The sequence below is a fragment of the Pseudomonas sp. GW456-12-1-14-TSB6 genome, from assembly GCF_059424205.1.
In genome coordinates this window covers 34,107-51,168 of the sequence record NZ_JBWKZE010000012.1, presented here as the reverse complement: position 1 = coordinate 51,168, position 17,062 = coordinate 34,107, and the positions used below count along the sequence as shown (strand labels likewise).

The 17,062-nt window shown below is 61.4% G+C and carries 11 protein-coding genes; all 11 read left to right on the top strand.

What is annotated here, in order from left to right:
- The first annotated feature begins 9 nt into the window (after positions 1-9).
- The 11 genes from AC07Y2_RS13420 (at position 10) to AC07Y2_RS13370 (ending at position 17,038) form a co-directional block, all read left to right on the top strand.
- Positions 10-1,581 (top strand): flagellar hook-associated protein 3, encoded by a 1,572-nt coding sequence (locus tag AC07Y2_RS13420; protein WP_074692274.1) that lies wholly within the window; start codon positions 10-12, stop codon positions 1,579-1,581.
- A 117-nt stretch (positions 1,582-1,698) separates the two neighbouring features.
- A complete protein-coding gene (locus AC07Y2_RS13415; RefSeq protein WP_103385731.1) occupies positions 1,699-5,292 on the top strand; it encodes a glycosyltransferase in 3,594 nt (1,197 codons plus the stop codon).
- A gap of 222 nt (positions 5,293-5,514) precedes the next feature.
- A complete protein-coding gene (locus AC07Y2_RS13410) occupies positions 5,515-7,530 on the top strand; it encodes a calcium-binding protein (protein WP_103385730.1) in 2,016 nt (671 codons plus the stop codon).
- A gap of 246 nt (positions 7,531-7,776) precedes the next feature.
- The gene (rfbF, locus tag AC07Y2_RS13405) at positions 7,777-8,550 is read left to right on the top strand and encodes a glucose-1-phosphate cytidylyltransferase (protein ID WP_103385729.1); all 774 of its coding nucleotides are present in this window, start codon (positions 7,777-7,779) and stop codon (positions 8,548-8,550) included.
- Complete coding sequence (gene rfbG, locus AC07Y2_RS13400; RefSeq protein ID WP_074687524.1) at positions 8,532-9,614, top strand: CDP-glucose 4,6-dehydratase; 1,083 nt, start codon at positions 8,532-8,534, stop codon at positions 9,612-9,614. Before rfbF ends, rfbG begins: the two co-directional genes overlap by 19 nt.
- Positions 9,611-10,171 carry a dTDP-4-dehydrorhamnose 3,5-epimerase gene (rfbC, locus tag AC07Y2_RS13395; RefSeq protein WP_103385728.1) on the top strand — a complete coding sequence of 187 codons (561 nt, stop codon included), beginning with the start codon at positions 9,611-9,613 and terminating at the stop codon, positions 10,169-10,171. Before rfbG ends, rfbC begins: the two co-directional genes overlap by 4 nt.
- Entirely contained in the window at positions 10,168-11,394 is a 1,227-nt protein-coding gene (locus tag AC07Y2_RS13390; protein WP_103385727.1) for a class I SAM-dependent methyltransferase, read from the top strand. Before rfbC ends, AC07Y2_RS13390 begins: the two co-directional genes overlap by 4 nt.
- The gene (locus tag AC07Y2_RS13385; protein WP_207273867.1) at positions 11,391-12,242 is read left to right on the top strand and encodes an NAD-dependent epimerase/dehydratase family protein; all 852 of its coding nucleotides are present in this window, start codon (positions 11,391-11,393) and stop codon (positions 12,240-12,242) included. Before AC07Y2_RS13390 ends, AC07Y2_RS13385 begins: the two co-directional genes overlap by 4 nt.
- Positions 12,239-13,312 (top strand): class I SAM-dependent methyltransferase, encoded by a 1,074-nt coding sequence (locus AC07Y2_RS13380; protein ID WP_103385725.1) that lies wholly within the window; start codon positions 12,239-12,241, stop codon positions 13,310-13,312. Before AC07Y2_RS13385 ends, AC07Y2_RS13380 begins: the two co-directional genes overlap by 4 nt.
- Before the next feature lie 17 nt (positions 13,313-13,329).
- Positions 13,330-14,067 carry a cephalosporin hydroxylase family protein gene (locus tag AC07Y2_RS13375; protein ID WP_039765554.1) on the top strand — a complete coding sequence of 246 codons (738 nt, stop codon included), beginning with the start codon at positions 13,330-13,332 and terminating at the stop codon, positions 14,065-14,067.
- A 55-nt stretch (positions 14,068-14,122) separates the two neighbouring features.
- Positions 14,123-17,038, top strand: a complete 2,916-nt coding sequence (locus tag AC07Y2_RS13370; RefSeq protein ID WP_103385724.1) for a TIGR00180 family glycosyltransferase — start codon at positions 14,123-14,125, stop codon at positions 17,036-17,038.
- The last annotated feature ends 24 nt before the right edge of the window (positions 17,039-17,062 follow it).

The following is a 17,062-nucleotide window of genomic DNA, read 5'->3' as shown; positions in this document are numbered from 1 at the left end:
CCGTAATTCATGCGCATTTCCACCGCCCAGTATTACGCGACACAAGCTGCCCAATATCAGCGCAACTACAGCAAGACGGTCGCGACCGCCAACGAAGCCAGCAGCCTGCAGCGCATCAACACCGCCGCCGACGATCCGATCGGGGCTGGTCGTTTGCTGCGCCTGGGTCAGCAGGCCGCGATGCTCGATCAGTACAAAGGCAACATCGACACCACCAAGAGCTCGCTGACTGTTCAGGAATCTACGCTGACGGCCATCACCGACGCTTTGCAGCGCGCCAAGGAAATCGGGCTGGCAGCCAATAACGGCATCGCCACCGACAAGGACCGCCAGGCTTACGCCGCCGAACTGAGCCAGATCCAGCAACAAGTGCTGGGCCTGATGAACTCCAAGGACGCCAACGGCAACTACCTGTTCTCCGGCTCGAAGACCGATACCGCGCCGTACTCGCAGAACGCCGATGGCACCTACACCTACAACGGTGACCAGACCCAGATCAACCTGGGCATTGGCGATGGTTTGTCGGTGGCCACTAACACCACCGGTTGGGATGCTTTCCAGCAGACCATCAATACTGCGCGCACCCAGACCAACATGACGGCTCCGGCCGTTGATGACGGTCGCGTTGTGCTGACCAACGGTGTCGTTGGCAACGCGGCGACGTACAACTCCAAGTTCACGGCCGGCCAGCCGTACACCGTGGACTTCATCAGCAGCACTCAGCTGAAGATTACCGATGCCTTGGGCAACGATGTGACGGCCGAAGCCAGCCAGAACGGTCTGATCAGCAACAGCAACGGCGCCAACCAGACGGTCAGCTTCCGCGGTGTCGATCTGAAGCTGAACATCAATCTCAAGGCTGGTGATACCAACCCGGATGCGGTGATTGCCGGCCACAGCTTCCAGCTGTCGGCCACGCCGGACACTTTCAATACCGCACGCAGCCCGGGCAACCCGTCGACTGCGGTTATCACCGGTTCCAGCGTGACCAACCAGGCAGCCTACAACGCGGCCTTCCCGTCGGGCGGCGGTGCAGTCTTGAAATTCACCAGCGCCACCGCGTTCGACTTGTATGCGGCGCCTGTCACCGCTGACAGCAAGCCGATCTCGTCGGGCACCGTGGCTGGCGGCAACGCGACGGCGGCCGGTGTGACCTTCGCTCTCGGTGGCACGCCCGCGGCCGGTGACCAGTTCTCGATCCAGTCCAACAACCACCAGACCCAGAACGTGCTCGACACCCTGGGCCAGATGGTCGCGGCGCTGAACACCCCGATCGACGGTGATCCGGTGGCCAAGCAGAAATTCCAGGGGGCAATGGAGTCGGCACTGGGCAACATCGACAGTGCCGCCAACCAGATCGGCAGTGCGGTGACGTCCATCGGTGCCCGCGGGCAGTCGCTGGATGACCAGAGCACCACCAACCAGAGCCTGCAACTGGCGAACGCCACCACCCAGGGCACGATCCGTGATTCGGATCCGGCCGAAGTGATGACCCGCCTGACCTTGCAGCAGACCATGCTGCAGGCCTCGCAGCTGGCGTTCAGCAAAATCTCTCAGTTGGGCCTGTTCAACAAGATCTGAAGCCTGAGCGGGCGCGCAAGCGCCCGCTTGCTCCGTTCGCTCTGTATCATTTGTCTTTTTCTGCGGTTTCAAAGGGCTCGCTGTTCCGGGCGGGTTCCCGCCGCTTGCGAGTCCGCCGTGAATTCACTTCCTCTTGTCAGCCTCGTCATTCCTGCCTTCAATCCGCGCTTCTTCGAGCGGACATTGAACAGTGCTGTCAGCCAGACTTACAGCCCTCTGGAAATCATCGTCTGCGATGACAGTCGGGGTTCCGAGATCGAACGCATCGTCGCGTCGGTCATCGAGCAGTCCGGCGTCGAGGTGCGCTACGTGCGCAATCCGCGCACCCTGGGAATGATCGGCAACCTCAAGGCGTGCCTGAGTCAGGCGCAGGGCGAGTTCATCAAGTTCCTGTGCGACGACGATCACTTGTATGCCGACTGCATCCGGCAGCAGGCCCAGGAGATGATGCGTGAAGAGGTCAGGCTGGTACTGGCCCAGCGACTGTTCTGGGATGCGCAGGACATCATCCTGCCCGCTCGCCTGGAAAACACGTCGTTGTCGCCGCACAGCGGTCTGTTCAAGGGCGACGATCTGCTGGGCATCTTCGAGAAATTCCCGGTCAACGTCCTCGGTGGATTCACCAACGCACTGTTCCGGCGTGCCGACGTTGAAGAGCTGTTGCCGGCGCTGACTCAGGAAGGTCACTGCTTCGTCGCGTCGCTGGATTTTGCCCTGTACGTCTGCCTGCTGCGGCGCGGCAATCTGGCCGTCTCCAACAACGTGCTCAGCGCCGAGCGGCTCTACCCGGAACGTCTGAGTGCGCAACAGCCGATGAAAGACGCGCTCGAGGTCGAGCGTGAGTGGATGCTGCAGATGCTCAAATCGCGCAGCGGCGAAGCCGCGCCGGCGCCGGGATGGGTTCGCTATGTTCCGCTGAGCAAGGCCGATGAGTCTCCGCGGGTCTGGGAAGAGCTGCCGCTGAGTCGCACCCTGGGCTCCAAACAGAGCCGTCAGGAGTGGAGTGTCGGCATCGACAGCTGGAGTTTTGCCGAGCTCTACGCGCAGTGGCTCAACTGCAGGGTACTGACCGAAGGTCAGCGCACGTTGCTGCCGGAAACCCTGGCCGGCTGGTCGCATCAACCCCGGATCGTGCCGATCGTCATCGACGGGCAGGGCAGTCGTGACAGTGTCGAACGCACACTGGCGTCGCTCGCCGCTCAGGATTATCCGCCGGAGCTGATCCTTGTCCTGTCCGCCTCGTGTACCGAAACCGAGCTGGACGGGCGGGTGTTCCGCATGCCTTTGCAAGACGACGGCATGGAGCAGATCAATACGCTGCTGCCGCAACTGGCGGGAGCCGACTGGTTCTACCTGCTGCAGGCGGGTGATCGGCTGGTGGCGCCGGCGTTGCTGGTCATGGCCGAGCGCATCGTGCATTCCCCGTCACTGAAATGTCTGTACAGCGACGAGGGCAGCTTGCGTGACGGGGAGTCGGCAGAACCTGCGTTCAAGCCGGATTTCAACCTCGACCTGATGCGCAGCTACCCTTATGTGGGCCGGGCACTGGCGTTCGAGCGTGAGCGTTTTCTGGCGCTCGGTGGTTTTGCACCTGACTTCGCTCAGCTCGCGCCGCACGATGTGTTGTGGCGTCTGGTCGAGAGCGATGGCACACAGGTTGTCGGCCACATTGCCGAGGTCATGCTGGAGTCGCCTTTCGACCTGTCGAAGTGGCTGGCGGCCCCGGGCGTCCTCGAACAGAATCCGCGCGTGCTCGAAGCGCATCTGCAGCGTCTGGGTCTGGCCCACGACATTCGCCGTGGCAGCTGCGAGCTGCTCAATCGTATCGACTATCATCACGCCCGGCGTCCGCTGGTGTCGGTCATCATTGTGACCCGGGACCAGACCGCCGCCTTGCAGCGTTGCGTCGAGACGCTGCTGGAAAAAACCGCCTACACCGAGTACGAGCTGCTGCTGGTCGATAACGGCAGCACCAGTGCCGAGGCGCTGGCCTGGCTGGACGGCATGGCGCAACTGGGCAGCGACCGGGTTCGCGTGCTGAGCTTCGCGCAACAGGGCAATGCAGCCGCCACGCACAACTTTGCGGTAGGGCAGGCCCGCGGCGAATACGTGCTGATGCTCAATACCTTTGCGGTGATCACCCAGTCCGACTGGCTGGACGAACTGCTCAATCATGCGCAGCGCCCGGAAGTCGGGGTCGTCGGCGCCAAGTTGTACAATCCGGACGGTTGTGTGCTGCATGCCGGCCTGATTCTGGGTATGCAGGGCGCCGTGGGATTGCCCTTCTATGGTCAGTCGCTGCAGGCGGACGGGTACATGTTCCGCTTGCAGGCGGTGCATGACCTGAGTGCGGTCGGCGGTGATTGCCTGATGATTCGCAAGGCTGTCTTTGATGCTGTCGACGGGCTCGACGAACAGGATCTGGCGCAGGCCCTCAATGTGGCGGATCTGTGTCTGCGCGTCGGCCGGGAAGGTTACCTGGTGGTCTGGACTCCTTATGCCATGCTGGCCCTGGGCGCGCGGCCGACGGCCGAGGCCACGGCAGAAGAAGAGCAACTGCAGATTCAGGAACACGAAACGTTCTACAAGCGCTGGTTGCCACTGATTGCGCGCGATCCTGCGTTCAACGTCAATCTGGCGGTGCAGGGTGTCGGTGCGACCAGCTTCAGTCTGGAGCCGGGCCTGCGTACCGGCTGGAGTCCGTTTTCGCGCAAACAGTTGCCGAATGTGCTGGCGGTGCCCATCAACGCTTCCGCCATTGGTCACTATCGCATCAGCCAACCGATGATCGAACTGGAGGCGGCCAACCGTGCCGAGGGGCGGATCTGCTACGGTTTGCCTTCGATCATCGACATCGAGCGGCAGGCTCCCGATGTGATCGTATTGCAGGGGCGCTATTCGGAAAGTGCCATCGATGAAATTCCACCGCTGAAAAACTTTTTCAACGCCCGGCGGATCTACGAGCTCGATGACTATGTCATCGATGTCCCTCATCGCAACGCGCACATTCGCAACATGCCGAACAAGCAGGAAATGGAGCGGCTGGTGCGGCGGGCGATCGGTCTGTGCGATCGGGTGGTGGTGTCTACCCAACCGCTGGCCAACGTTCTGTCGGACATGCATCACGACATCCGGGTCGTACCGAACATGTTGTCGCGGCACTTGTGGACCGACTTGCGCAGCCAGCGTCGCACCTCGAAAAAGCCGCGGGTCGGCTGGGGCGGCGGCACCAGCCACCACGGTGATCTGGCGGTGATTGCCGATGTGGTCCGTGAACTGGCAAACGAGGTCGACTGGGTGTTCTTCGGCATGTGCCCGGATGACTTGCGTCCGTACATGCACGAGTTCCACGGCGTGATCCCGCTGGATGTGTATCCGGCGAAACTGGCCAGCCTCAACCTTGACCTGGCCCTGGCACCGCTGGAGTTCCACATCTTCAACGACTGCAAGAGCAACCTGCGCCTGCTGGAGTACGGCGCGTGCGGCTACCCGGTGGTCTGCACCGATACCGAGGCCTATCAGGGTTACCTGCCGTGCACCCGGGTCAAGACCAACTCCACGCAGGAGTGGCTGCAAGCGATCCGCATGCACCTGGCTGATCCGGATGCCAGTTACCGCATGGGTGATCAGCTGCGTGAAGTCGTACTGCGCGACTACGTGCTGCGCGGCGACAACCTGCGGTACTGGGAAAACGGCTGGCTGGCCGACTGACCGGCACTGCTGAAAAAAGGCGACTTTCGAGTCGCCTTTTTTGCGTCTTCAAGATTCTGTTTGTATCGGTATCGATATTTTTTTCACCGCAGAGCCTCAAGAGTCGGAATTTTCCTGTCGATACTTCTCTATTCGCTGACCTCGGACGGTTGCTGCTGGCGTGATCGGCTTGTGCCCGGGAGGCCGGTTTCCCGATTCAACAACAACGCAAGGAAGACGCAAATGTCAGTAGTGAATGGAACGAGTGAGGCAGATGTCCTGTCGGGCACCGATGGCAATGACGAACTCTATGGAATGGAGTCGGACGATGTGTTGCTGGCAAGTGCCGGCAATGATCTGCTGGATGGCGGTGAAGGGTTTGATACGGCGAATTATTACGCCTTGTCCTCGGGGGTGAGCGTCGAGTTCAACGATACCTCGACGACCGTCACTGCCGCTGACGGCAAGGTCGATACGCTGATCGGCGTGGAGAAGGTCTTCGGCACTTTTCAAAATGACACCTTCACCAGCAATGTGGCCGGCGTGACGCTGGAAGGCAGTGCCGGTGACGATGTGTATATCGTCGGCAGCGAAGGTGTAACGATCATCGAGGAAAACTATATCGGCTACGACGAGCTGCGCACCAGTCTCAATACCATCAAGATGGACCCGTTCATCGAGAAGCTGACCTTTACCGGCACGGGCGACTTCAAGGGTTACGGCAATGCCAGCGACAACGAGATCATCGGTGGCACCGGCAACGACTGGCTGTGGGGCGGCGCCGGCGCTGATCACTTCGTGGGTGGCGAAGGCTTCGATACCGTCAGCTATAGCGACAGCCTTGAAGGTGTGAGAGTCCACGACTTCGAGAACTACGACGCATTGACCATCGCCGCTGGCGACACCTTCACCGGCATCGAGGCGATTCAGGGATCGAATTTCGATGACGTGGTGTATCTGCTCGATAACGCCATGATCGTGGATGGCGCTGATGGTTACGACACCGTGAGCTACCGCCTCTCCTGGGACGGCGTCAATATCGGCATTGGTCAGCAGGCAGGTGCTCCGGATGTCACGTTGGTGAACGTGGAGAAAGTCATCGGTACGCCGTTCGCTGACCACTTCACCGCCAACGTCGGCGGCCTGACCCTGGAGGGCGGCGCGGGTGATGATGTGTACACGATCAACAGCGAGGGCGTGACCATCGTCGAGCAGAATTTCCCCGGTGGCATCGATCAACTGAACACCAGCCTGTCGTCGATGCACATGGCTGCGTTCATCGAGAACATGACCTACACCGGCACTGCGGACTTCACTGGATACGGTAATGACGAATCCAACAGAATCATCTCCGGTGCCGGCAATGACGTCCTGTCGGGTGGCGCGGGCGGTGATCGCTTTGAGGGCGGAGCCGGTATCGACATCGTCAGCTACGACGACAGCAACGAAGGGTTGAGCGCCTCGCTGGGCTGGGGGCCGCAAAGCGGTATCGCGCTCTACGATACCTACGTCGATATTGAAGGGCTGCGCGGTAGCCGGTTCGATGACTTCCTGCGAGGCGACTCGGGTGACAACGTCCTCGAAGGCGGGTCTGGTAGTGACCAGATTGTGGGTGGCGATGGCAATGACTATCTCTATGGCGGACTGAAATCCGGTCTCGACACAAATGTCGCGCAGGCCGACTTGCTGTCTGGCGGTTCGGGCGATGACGTCATCGTCAGTGTCGTGAATGACCTGGGTACATTGGCCCATGGAGACGAGGGCGATGACACCGTCACGGTCAACCGCGGCGGTGCCTACGGTGATGAAGGCAATGACGTGCTGACCGGGACCGGCAGCAACTACATGCTGTTCGGTGACAGCGGTAATGACGTGCTGGTTCTCAACCTTGCGGGCCAGTCCGGCACTGGCGGCTTCGCGTTCGGCGGTACGGGTGATGACACCTATGTCGTGAACACCACCGGGCTGGTAACGATTCAGGACGAAGGCTGGGACCTCAATGACACGCTGATCCTGAATACTGTCGCCAATCTCAGCCAGCTGAACGTCACTCGCATCGGTGATGACGCCTATCTGCATGGCGCCAACGACGGCAGCGTCGGCGTTCCCGACAGCGGCGTGAAACTGCAAGGCTGGTACGCCGAGTCTGCCGGGTATCCCGGGTATGCCGGGTACAACAAAATCGAGCATCTGCAGACCGCTGACGGCCAGGTCTACGACCTGCCGGCCACGATCGATGGATTCGCGATGTTTGGCTGATCCGTTCGATTCACTGAAGTAGCTTGATGAGAGGGATGAATCCGGCAACGGATTCATCCCTTTTTTCATGCCCGGACTTCCCGCCGACGCCGGGCCTGTGGAGCTGGCGCGTTTCCTGCAAGTCCCCCTCAAATCGCCATAAAACGAGCGCTCGCGGTCATTCACCTGCGCCCGGACTGGCAAAGGTTCAGCTGCAAAGGCCTGCAACAGTGAGGCCAAGCCCTGTGACGTAGAAGAGGGGAGACGATGAAGGCAGTTATTTTGGCGGGTGGCCTCGGCACGCGCATCAGTGAAGAGTCGCACCTCAAGCCCAAGCCGATGATCGAGATCGGCGGCAAGCCAATTCTCTGGCACATCATGAAGCAGTATTCCGCCCACGGAATCCACGACTTCGTGATCTGCCTCGGCTACAAGGGCTACGCGATCAAGGACTTCTTCGCCAACTACTTCCTGCACACCTCCGACGTCACGTTCGACATGCGCAACAACCGCATGGACGTTCACCAGAACTACAGCGAGCCGTGGAGCGTCACCCTGATCGACACCGGCGAGGAAACCATGACCGGCGGCCGTCTGCTGCGCGCCGGCCGTTACCTCAAGGACGAAGAAGCGTTCTGCTTCACCTACGGCGACGGCGTCTCCGACATCAACATTGCGCAACTGGTCGACTACCACAAAGGGCACGGCCGTCTGGCGACCGTCACCGCCGTGCAGCCGCCGGGCCGCTACGGCGCCCTTGAGCGGCAGGGTGATCAGGTCCTCGGCTTCACCGAAAAACCGCGCGGCGACGGCGGCTGGATCAATGGCGGCTTCTTCGTGCTGTCGCCAAAAGTGCTGTCGTATATCGCTGGCGACGAAACTACCTGGGAAGCGGAGCCATTGGCTCGACTGGCCCAGGACGAACAACTGAAAGCCTTCGAGCACGAAGGCTTCTGGCATCCGATGGACACCCTGCGCGACAAGAACCATCTCGAAGCGCTGTGGCAGAGCGGGGAGGCCCCATGGAAGCAATGGGCCTGAGTTCTGAGTTCTGGCGCGGCAAGCGGGTTCTGGTCACCGGGCATACCGGTTTCAAGGGCAGCTGGCTGACCCTGTGGCTGCAAAGCCTCGGCGCGCAGGTCAGCGGTTTTTCCCTCGATCCGTCGACCGAGCCGAGTCTGTTTGAACTGGCGCGCGTGCACGAAGGCATCAACGATCAGCGCGGCGACCTGCGTGATCTGGGCGCCTTGCTCGAGATCATCGCCGACACCGAACCGGAGATCGTCCTGCACCTGGCGGCCCAGCCGCTGGTGCGCGAAGGCTATCGCGATCCGCTCGGCACTTATTCCAGCAACGTCATGGGCACCCTCAACCTGCTCGAAGCGATTCGTCAGGTCGGTTGCGTGCGGGCCTGCGTGCTGGTGACCACCGACAAGGTCTACGCCAACAAGGAATGGCTGTGGCCGTACCGCGAGGACGAAGCCCTCGGTGGCCACGACCCTTACAGCAGCAGCAAAGCCTGTTGCGAGTTGCTGGCGCAGTCTTACGCGGCATCGTTTTTCCCGGCCGACAAGTACGCCGAGCACGGTCTGGCCCTGGCCACTGCGCGCGCCGGCAATGTGCTGGGCGGCGGCGATTTCGCCCCAGAACGGCTGATTCCCGATGTACTGAAAGCCTGGTCGGCCGACGAGCCGGTGACCCTGCGTTACCCGCAAGCCGTGCGCCCGTGGCAGCACGCGCTGGAGCCGCTGGCCGGCTACCTGCAACTGGCCGCCGGGCTCTACGAACAAGGCCCGGAATACGCCGGGGCGTGGAACTTCGGCCCGGGCGAAGCAGACATGTGCAGCGTCGGCGAAGTGGTTGAACTGCTCTCCAACCGCTGGCCTCAGGCCCGTGGCCTGCGCCTCGAAAAGAGTGACCTGCACGAAGCCGGCCTGTTGCGTCTGGACAGCAGCCGCGCTCGTCAGGTGCTGGGCTGGCAACCGCGCTGGTCGTTGCAGCAATGCCTGACCCAGACCCTCGACTGGCATCTGGCGTGGCAGAACGGCGACGACATGCGCACCGTGACCCTCGGCCAACTGAACCTGTACCGGGGCGCGCTGTGAGCGAGTTTTCCTTGAAACAGCTACCGCTGGCCGGATTGTTCAGCGTTCAGCACAAACGCTTCCAAGACCAGCGCGGGCACTTCGCCCGGCTGTTCTGCGAGGGCAGTTTGAAGGCGTTCGGCAGTGAATTTCACATCCGCCAGATCAACCATTCCTGCACCCGCGAGAAGGGCAGCGTGCGCGGTCTGCATTACCAGAATGCCAACGCGCCGGAAGCCAAGTTGATCACCTGCCTGCGCGGTGAGGTGTGGGACGTGGCGGTAGACCTGCGCCCGGACTCGGAAACCTTCCTGCACTGGCACGCCGAGCACCTGAAGGCCGGCGACGGTCGTAGCCTGTTGATTCCGGCCGGTTTCGCCCACGGTTTCCAGACCCTTACCGAAGACGCCGAACTGCTTTATCTGCACAGCGCCGATTACGCGCCGGAGCACGAGGGCGGCCTGTCGGTGAACGATCCACGGCTGGCGATTGCCTGGCCGTTGCCTGTCAATAATTTGTCAGCGCGTGATTCCAGCCATCCCGCGCTCGATCAACACTTTGCTGGAGTGCGTCTATGAACTGCCGTGGGTGCGCTGCACCGCTGAGCCTGCCGCTGATCGACCTCGGCACCTCGCCACCGTCCAATGCCTACGTCCACACCGATCGGCTGGAGCAGGCCGAACAATGGGTGCCGCTGAAGGTCGCCGTGTGCGAGCAATGCTGGCTGGTGCAGACCGAGGATTACACCTCCGCCGACAGCCTGTTCGACGCCGAGTATGCCTACTTCAGTTCGTTCTCCAGCACCTGGCTGGCCCACGCCGAGCGTTATGTGGCCCAGATGGTCGAGCGCTTTGGCCTGACCGCTGACAGCCGCGTGGTGGAAGTCGCGGCCAACGACGGCTACCTGCTGCAATACGTGGCCGGTCGCGGCATCCAGTGCCTGGGCGTCGAGCCGACCCGCAGTACCGCGCAAGCGGCGCGGGAAAAAGGCCTGGAGATTCGTGAACTGTTCTTCGGTCGCGATACCGCCACCCAGCTGAAAAGCGAAGGCTGGGCCGCCGATCTGATGGCCGCCAACAACGTGCTCGCCCACGTGCCGGACATCAACGATTTCCTCGGTGGTTTCGCTGCGCTGCTCAAACCGACCGGCGTCGCCACCTTCGAATTCCCGCAACTGCTGACGCTGATGGCCGGCGCGCAGTTCGACACGCTGTATCACGAACACTATTCGTACCTGTCGTTGACCGCCGTGCAGACCCTGTGCGAGCGCAACGGCCTGGAAGTGTTCGACGTCAGCCAGCTGACCACCCATGGCGGATCGCTGCGGGTGTTCGTCCAGCGCAAGGATGGCGAACGCCGCGCCGTGCAGCCGACCGTGCAACAGCAGTTGCAGGCCGAGCTCGACGCTGGGGTGAAAACCTCCGAGTACTACGCGACGCTGGCGCCGGCTGCCGAACGTATCAAGCATGATCTGCTGCGTTTCCTGTTGCAGGCCAAGGCCGATGGCAAGCGTGTGGTCGGTTACGGCGCTGCTGCCAAGGGCAACACCTTGCTCAACTACGCCGGGGTCAAACCGGATCTGCTGGCCTGGGTCGCCGATGCCAACCCGCACAAGCAGGGCAAGTTCTTGCCGGGCAGCCGCATCCCGATTGTCGCGCCGGCGCAGATCGATATCGAGAAGCCGGATTACGTGCTGGTGCTGCCATGGAACCTGTTGCATGAAGTCAGCCAGCAGCTGGCTCAGGTGCGTCAGTGGGACGGTCGCTTCGTGATCGCCGTGCCTGAGTTGAGCGTGCTGTGAAGGTGCTGGTCACCGGGGCCACGGGCTTCGTCGGTCGTCATCTGGTCGCAGCGTTGCTGACCCGTGGTTACACGGTGCGGGCGGTGGCGCGCGATGTGCAGAAAGCTGCGGACATGCCGTGGATCAAGGACGTCGAGTTCGTGAGCGCGGATATTCACGCGGCGGATCTGAATGTCGCGGCGCTCACCGAGGGGGTCGATGCACTCGCCCACCTGGCCTGGCCGGGGTTGCCGAACTATCGGGCGCTGTTCCATTTCGAGCACAACCTGATGGCCGACTATCGCTTCATCAAAGGCGCGGTAGAGGCGGGCGTGAAGCAGGTGCTGGTCACCGGCACCTGCTTCGAGTACGGCATGCAGAGCGGCCCGCTGAGCGAGCAGAACGACTCGCAGCCGGCCAATCCTTACGGTTTGGCCAAACACACGCTGCACCTGTTTTTGCAACATCTGCAGCAGGAGCATCCGTTCACCCTGCAATGGGCACGGCTGTTCTACCTGCACGGTGAAGGGCAGAACCCCAACAGTCTGTTGGCCGCGCTGGACCGGGCAATCGATGCCGGCGATGCGACGTTCAACATGTCGGCCGGTGAACAGCTGCGCGATTTTCTGCCGATTGAAACCGCTGCCGCTCATCTCGCCGCGATCCTGCACAAACGCGACTTCGACGGCACGATCAACTGCGCCAGCGGCCAGCCGGTTTCGGTGCGGTCGCTGGTCGAACAGCACGTGCGTGAACGCGGCGCGACCATCGGCCTGAACCTCGGCCATTACCCGTATCCGACCCACGAACCGCTGGCGTTCTGGGCGGTGACCGAGCGCTTGCAACAGTTATTGGGAGAGCCGCAATGAGGCACGAGTTGTATCGGGTCACCGACCTGCCGGTGCTGCAGAACCGCACCTTTGCCGATCCCGAATCGGCGAAGGCATCGGCCAGCGCCGACATGTTGCTGGTGCAGGATGAACGCAGCGGTCTGATCTTCAATGCGGCGTTCGACGCCGACAAGCTTAGCTACGACGCCGACTACCAGAACGAGCAGGCGCATTCCGGTCAGTTCCAGAAGCACTTGAGCGATGTCGAAGGCATCATTGCCCGGCACTTCAAGGGTCAGGAACTGATCGAAGTCGGCTGCGGCAAAGGCTATTTCCTGGAGCTGCTCAAGGGCCTGGGTTATCGCATCACCGGCATCGACCCGGCCTATGAAGGCGATAACGCCGACGTGATCAAGGCCCCGTTCACCCAAGGTCTGGGCCTTGAGGCGGACGCCATCGTGCTGCGTCATGTGCTGGAACATATCCAGGATCCGCTGGGCTTTCTGGCGGTGATCGCCGAAGCCAACCAGGGCGGCGGGCAGATCTACATCGAAGTGCCGTGCTTCGACTGGATCCTCGAACACCGCGCCTGGTTCGACCTGTTCTACGAGCACGTCAATTACTTCCGCCTCGATGACCTGCGCCGGATGTTCGGCACCGTGCACGAGGCCGGTCACCTGTTCGGTGGCCAATACCTGTACATCGTCGCTGACCTTGCCACGTTGCGCCTGACCCCGGAACAACCGGTGCCACGCCTGGCCTTGCCGGACGATTTCACCGCCAGCCTCGAGCGCGCGGTGCAGATTATCCAGGGCGCACCCGAGCAGGGTTCGGCGATCTGGGGCGCCTCGTCCAAAGGCGTGATCTATTCGCTGTTCCTGCAACGCGCCGGCGTGGCGGTGGATCGCGTGGTCGATATCAACCCGGCCAAGCAGGGGCGTTACCTGCCCCTGAGCGGCGCCCGGGTGTCCTCGCCGCAAGAGGCAATGGATGCCTTGCCCGAGGGCGCCAACCTGTTTGTGATGAATTCCAATTACCTCGAAGAGATCAAGCGGATGACCGGTGGACGTTACGTCTATCACGCCGTCGACAGCGCTTCGTTCCAGTGACCCTTGAGATTTTGAAAATGACCGACAACAGCATCAACAAAGCTTTCGAAGCCGAATGCCGCGAGCAGATCGCCCAACAGGGTGACGACCAGAAACTCACCGGCCTGGCCCGCGATTTCTTCAACGAATCGGCCAAGCACAAGTACAGCTACCACTTCTCGTGGATGGGCCGTCCGATCATCCAGCTGCCGCAAGACATGATGGCCATGCAGGAAATCATCTGGCAGGTGAAGCCGGATCTGGTCATCGAGTGCGGTATCGCCCACGGCGGTTCGATCATCTACTACGCCTCCCTGCTGGAACTGCAAGGTCACGGCGAGGTGCTGGGCATCGATCTGGACATCCGTGCGCACAACCGCGAAGCCATCGAAAGCCACCCGATGAGCAAGCGCATCAAGATGATCGAAGGTTCGAGCATCGACCCGGCCATCGCCGCTCAGGTTCGCGCTGCCGCCGAGGGCAAGAAAGTCATTCTGGTGCTCGATTCCAACCACACCCACGACCACGTGCTCGAAGAGCTGCGCCTCTACGCGCCACTGGTTTCGGTCGACAGCTACTGCGTGGTGATGGACACCGTGGTTGAAGACATGCCGGCCGATTTCTTCCCGGATCGTCCATGGGGGCCGGGCGATAACCCGAAGACTGCCGTGTGGAAATACCTGGAAGAGAGCAAGGATTTCGAGATCGACGTTCAGCTGCAGAACAAGCTGCTGATCACCGTGGCGCCGGACGGCTATCTGCGTCGCGTTCGTTAATTCGCAACATCACCAAAGCGTTGTCTCGGCGAGTCGCCGGTTGTGGAGAGAAGTTATGCAAGGCAAGTACAGTTCTGAACTGACGCTACCGCTCAACGAGCTGTTGACCGTAGTGCTGATTACGCACAATCGTCCGGCGTTCCTGCGTCGGGCGGTGAAGTATTACAGCAGCCTGCCCTGCAGAATCATGGTGCTGGACTCCACGGCCGAGCGGCCGGAAGGCGACTTCTCCGCAGTTGATTACCACCACGTGCCGCAGTTCGCTTACTGGGGCATGCAGGCCAAGCTGGCCTATGGCGTGGAGCAACTGACCACGCCGTACATGGTGCTGGCGGCCGACGACGACTTCATCCTGCACGATTCGCTGGCCGAGTCGGTGGGCTTCCTGCAGGCGAATCCGGATTACGGCATGTGCCACGGTTACTGCATGATGTACCTGACGCTGGGCGGTGGCGTGAGCTACTACCGCCGCGACAAGAAAGTGCAGGAAGACTATGCGTCCGAACGGGCGCAGGACCGCGTCGTCGACTACATGAGTCAGTACATCCCGCCGTTCTACGCGGTCACCCGTACCGACCTGATGAAAACCTGGCATTCGGCATTGCCGCCGGGCACCAGTTTCCAGTGGCAGGAAATCGGCCATGTATATTTCCTGCTGGCCAGTGCCAAGGCGCGAATCCTGCCGATCCCGTATGTGGTTCGTGAGATCAACTATGGCAACTCTGAGCACAGCACAGAGGTCTACCACTCGCTGACCTATATCGATGCGAAATCCGTGGCCGAACGCGAAGCCTTCGCCGAGTTCCTCGCGGGTCTGCCAACCGGTATCAAAGACTTGAACGCAGAGCAGGGCAAGGCGTTTGCCCTGCAAAGTTTCGAGGCGATGGTCGACAGTCTGCAAAGCGGCCGCGCCCTGACGGCGGAGCTGATTATCCAGTCGACGTGGAACCAGGAGCTCAAGCGGCCGGACCGCCGCTTCGGCCCCCTGCAGTACGTCGAAATGCCGTTCTACAACCAGGCATTCTTCGATCGCCTCGAACAGTTCGAATTCATGCTGCACGCGATGCCGGCCGGGCGCATTCAACTGGAAAAACTCGAGGGTGTGTGGACGCGTCAGGCGCACCTGATCCAGGCGCGCAACAACGATACCCCGGCCAGCGTGCTTGACCGTCTGTGGCAGGCCCATGATCTCAATGCGTTCAACCGCACCGTAGCCAAGCGCTTGGCCGAGCAACTGGAGCTGTCTGGCGAAAGTGAGGAAGCGCTGAAGATGCGTGACTGGATCGCACGTCTGGAAACGCTGACCGTCGCCGATCACCATCAGGTGTTCGACCAGATGCAATCCGGGCGTCTGCTCAAGTGGCTGGAGTCGCGTCAAGCTGATGCGGTGCAGATCGGGTCGATTGCCGAACATCTGGCCGTGAACGGTGGTGGTCCGCAATTCGGCATTTTCCTGCTGGATATGGATGACGACATCGACAAGTTGCAGGTCAGCCTCGACAGCCTGCTCGAAGGTCAATGCAAGGCATTTCGCATTGTCGTGTTCACCACCGGTGAAGCACCGGCGGCGACCACTGCGCAGAACACGCTGCACTTTGTCCGCGTGACTCCCGACAATCTGGTCGACAAGCTCAACCAGAGTGCTCGTCAGTCGCCTTGCGACTGGTTGCTTCTGGCTGAGGCGGGGGATGAGTTCACTGCCGGCGGCCTGTTGCGCGCCAGCCTGGAGCTGATGAACGCTGGCGGTATCAGCGCCGTTTCCACGGACGAGATTCAGCGCCGGGAAAACGGTGCGCTGATGGATGTGTTCCGTCCGGGCTTCAATCTCGACCTGTTGTTGAGCCTGCCGGGCCTGATGGCGCGGCACTGGCTGATACGGCGTGAGGTGTTGTTGGAAGTTGACGGCTACCGGGCCGATTTCAGCAAGGCGCTGGAGTTCGATCTGCTGCTGCGCATCATTGAACAGGGTGGCCTGAACAGCCTGGCGCACCTCGATGAGCCGCTGCTGATCACTCAGGCGCCGGAGCTTGAAGAGAATCCGCATGAGCGTCTGGCATTGCTGCGTCATCTGGGCAATCGCGGTTACAAGGCCAAGGTCACGTCGGCGGTGCCGGGGGTCTACCAGATCGATTATCACCATAGTGATCGCCCTCTGGTTTCGATCGTTATCCCGGCCGGGGACGATCTGTCTGCTCTGCAACGCTGCCTGGAAGGCGTGCTGTTGCGCACCCGCTATCACAAGTACGAAATCCTGATTGCAACCACGGCTTCGCAATCGGCCGAGGTCAATGACTGGCTCGGGACTTATCAGCATCCGAAAGTCAGCGTGCTGCGCGCCGATCAATCGCTCAGCACGGCCGCGCGGTGCAACGCGGCCAGCCAGCAGGCTCAAGGCGAGTTTCTGGTGCTGTTGGCGGCGGACGCGGAAGTGGTCAATCCGAACTGGCTCGACTCGCTGCTCAACCATGCGCTGCGTCCGGAAATCGGGGTGGTCGGTCCCAAACTGGTCGACCGCGACGGCAAGGTCAGCCAGGCCGGTCTGATCCTGGGCATGAACGGTGGTGTCGGCTCGGCATTCGTCGGCGAGAAACACGACGCCGAAGGCTATCTGTACCGGTTGTCCGTGGACCAGAACTACTCGGCGGTTTCCAGCGTTTGCCTGATGGTGCGCAAAGAATTGTTCGAGGCTCTGGGCGGTCTGGACGACAGCACGTTCGCTGCCGGCTTCAGCGATGTCGACCTGTGCCTGAAGGCCGGTCAGGCCGGCTACCTGACTGTCTGGACGCCATCGGTGCAAGTCATCCATCAGGGCGATATCGCCCAGGCTGATCAGGCACTGGCTGCATTGCAGGAAAAATGGGCGGCGGCGTTCGCTCAGGATCAGGCGTACAACGCCAACCTGAGCCTGACTGGCAAAGGCTTTGTGCTGAACGACAGCGCTTCGCTGAACTGGGCGCAATTGATCGCCTAGGCCTGGCGTACAAGGAACGGAACT